Annotated in this window: 2 protein-coding genes and 1 pseudogene; 1 reads left to right on the top strand and 2 read right to left on the bottom strand. The window is 37.7% G+C overall.

Annotated features, from left to right (window positions below):
- Positions 1 to 515, top strand: a 515-nt coding sequence (locus ADK28_RS32060) for a hypothetical protein (RefSeq protein WP_161802690.1), incomplete at its 5' end; no start/stop codon positions are given.
- A 67-nt stretch (positions 516 to 582) separates the two neighbouring features.
- On the opposite strand, the gene ADK28_RS29700 is transcribed toward ADK28_RS32060, so the two are convergent.
- Both ADK28_RS29700 and ADK28_RS04030 read right to left on the bottom strand, forming a co-directional pair.
- Positions 583 to 1,425 carry a phosphoadenosine phosphosulfate reductase family protein gene (locus ADK28_RS29700; protein ID WP_075202032.1) on the bottom strand — a complete coding sequence of 281 codons (843 nt, stop codon included), beginning with the start codon at positions 1,423 to 1,425 and terminating at the stop codon, positions 583 to 585.
- A pseudogene (locus ADK28_RS04030) lies at positions 1,426 to 2,916 on the bottom strand (ATP-binding protein); the annotation flags it as partial. It abuts the gene before it with no gap.

Here is a 2,916-nt window from a genome sequence, read left to right as displayed (position 1 = left end):
CGGATATTGCTCAAATAATAAGTAATAAATTTTCTTCTGCAATCAGCCGTGGAGCTGAAGTCAGGGTTCCAAGATTTGAAAATTTAAATTTATATCACTGCTATTTTAACCCACAAGATGACTGTTTTAATTTAAAATGCACTGACCTCGACAGAAAAATAGAACATAAAAACCCTTTTAATCAAGATGCTTTAACTTTTCCCGTTAAACGGTACAAAGATATTAGCAATCAATCAAGCAAGAAACAATATCACATTGTAATGATTGAAAACAGGTTAGTGCCTGAATTAGTGAAAAATATATCAAAAACACAAAAAGAAATGAGCGAGCTATGTTTGAATCTTATTTATGGCTTAAGATATGAAGACGGTGCTTTTGAAAAAGATTTCGGTAACATAACCCTAGTTATAAATGAAAAATTTGAAAAAATATTGAATTCAAATCTTCAAAAAGCTAGGAAGTTATATAAAGATAAACAAGAAATCCTTAGTTTACTTATGATCGAAACTATGTGATTTCAAACCCTTGAACTATCATTTTAATATATTCTGATAGTTCAAGGGCATTGATTACGATGTTAAACTATTTATGGCAAATTAAACACGCACTCCCACCTTCATCCTCTCCGTATATATCATCAATATCCTCTGGAGTCTTACTCACAGGTCTTAGTACGTTGACAGGAATACTTCTCCTCATTCTCTCCCTACGAGCTTCATATTCCTTTCTAATTTGTTGCATTCTATCTGGTTGCTCTAATTGTGCTAAAGATTCACCTTTAGACCATGTAAAAGGCGAACCGTGCTCGAGAGAGTCTTTTTCAAGAGCCTTCGCAGCTTCAAATGCTTTAGGATGCTTGTCTTTCAGCCTAACCCATTCTATTTTTTGTTGGAAAAAGCAAAAAGTACACCCACTACGCGAACGCCATTCATAATATTTTGGATAACCGAGTCCTGATGATTCTAGAATATCAATAACACCTGGTTTATCTATTCCAGATTCGCGGAAAGGAAGCTTTATATGTAGATTTGAAGATTTTGAGGTATAGCCCTCTCGATATTCTTCATCAGCCCGTATCGCAACATATGATGTCACATCATCCCCCGCAGCTAACCAAGGTCTAATCCATTCTTCAAATGGCAACAGTTTCAGTTGCCTGGTGCACCATCGAGTTTGGGGACTAGGTAGAAAATGGTTGTATTGTTTCAGCCAAAATCTAAAATCTCGACGCGGGTTTAGACGAATAATTGGTTTGCCTAAATAGCCTTCAAGTCGCCCGAGAAATTCATATACCTCAGGTAGTTCTTCACCGGTATCAGTAAAAAAATAATCTATATCGAGATGGGGATAGGCATCACGCATATACACTGCCAGCGCAGCGCTATCCTTACCTCCTGACAATCCTAAAACATGTCGTTCAGCCATCTACTCCTCCTTTTCACTAACAACAAGCTCCATCCCTACCTTGGCAATAATAGCCAAGGCAACTTCAGTATCTAGATCTTGGTTTTGCAATATTGAAACAATCTCTTTAAATTTTGATTGTATTGTATCCTGATGATGCTCCGGAATCGCGAAGGAGCGAGAAACGGTTACAGTTTCAGAGCCGGTTCCCAGAACCAATGCAATTGCTTCACTATGTGATGCTCTTCCCTGGACAGATGCAAACGCTTCTGCCTCTCGCAAACGACGGGCTAATTTACTTAGCTCTAAAATCGCAGCATCAATGTGACGGTCAACCCACCCTTTAGGCGGAGTTTCAACAGCAAAACTCACCAAACCTTCGATAGATGCTAAATCATTATCAAAATTGGCTAAACGTCCGGCAAAGGCATCTAGTCGTATATCCCCTAAAATTCCAGATACAGCACTAGCTCTAACCTTTAGAGACTGGATATCATTAGGGTTTACATCTAACGCCAAGAAAAGCTTATCTTTTACTTTTGATAATTCTTTTTCATAGGCAAAGAATAGTTCTTCAATTATTGGTTTTAAAGTTTCTATATAATTCTTTCCATCCGAAACCTTGAGTAAGGTTATCAAATCAACAAAGAGCACCTTGTGTGGATCATTAGCTTTCAAAAGCATATCGCGAACAGATTTTGTAACATGGCTAATTTTTTGCGTTTTCCTGGTCCAATCAGGTAAGTCATAAACCATGCCAACCAGTCCTCTCGCTGCATCAAGAGGGTCGATACTAGTCCTATTGTTACACACTTCACTCAATAGGTTTGATATACCTTCTAAAATCTCGTTTTTGTTTTTATCTAGAGCAACCCATCGCAATGAGAACCGAGCGGGTGCTTGTAAACACTCGTCAATATCCACATCTTCAAGATATGGCATAAACATCCCATCTTTATATATTGCAACTGTTGATTTATGAGCTAATACAAATGCAATTAAAATGACAGGTAATAAGCCTTGTTTAAGGCCGAAAGGAGGTAATGACCAAAGCTCATAGAGCTTATCTATCGAAATTTTGCTATCTACATCTGTGAGTAATGCTTGAGTAGCATCCCATAACCCATTTAAATTACTAGCCGAGTTTTTTTCCGGAGAAAGAAATGATAATTCTCCATCTTTGGTTTTACGGTGCAAACCAGTTTTATTTAAGAGAGTCTCATAAAGACCCCTTTCAGCCGGATACCCAGAGAATCCAACAAACTCTTCTTTCTCGCATCGAATCATTGCATGTAATAACAAACGTCGAGCTTTAACACTGCTGCTAGAAAGGTTATCTCTATTAACTAACTCACTGTAAATATGAGGTGAGAAGTTGTATATATTGTCTGCGAAGTCAGAGGCTAGTGTAGCAACTTTTTTACCTTTAATTGGTTTGTCATTTTTTCCATCATACCAAGATGCTTGCATTAAAGCACTCTGGAGCTGATATTCAAGATCTGCACTTGTTGC

The organism is Serratia sp. 506_PEND, assembly GCF_001076875.1.
In the GTDB taxonomy this organism is placed as follows: Bacteria; Pseudomonadota; Gammaproteobacteria; order Enterobacterales; family Enterobacteriaceae; genus Serratia; species Serratia marcescens.
This window is presented reverse-complemented; position numbering and strand designations above follow the sequence as displayed.

Coding starts and splice junctions, on each gene's coding strand:
- ADK28_RS29700 (WP_075202032.1), bottom strand. CDS start 1,425: ATGGCTGAACGACATGTTTTAGGATTGTCAGGAGGTAAGGATAGCGCT.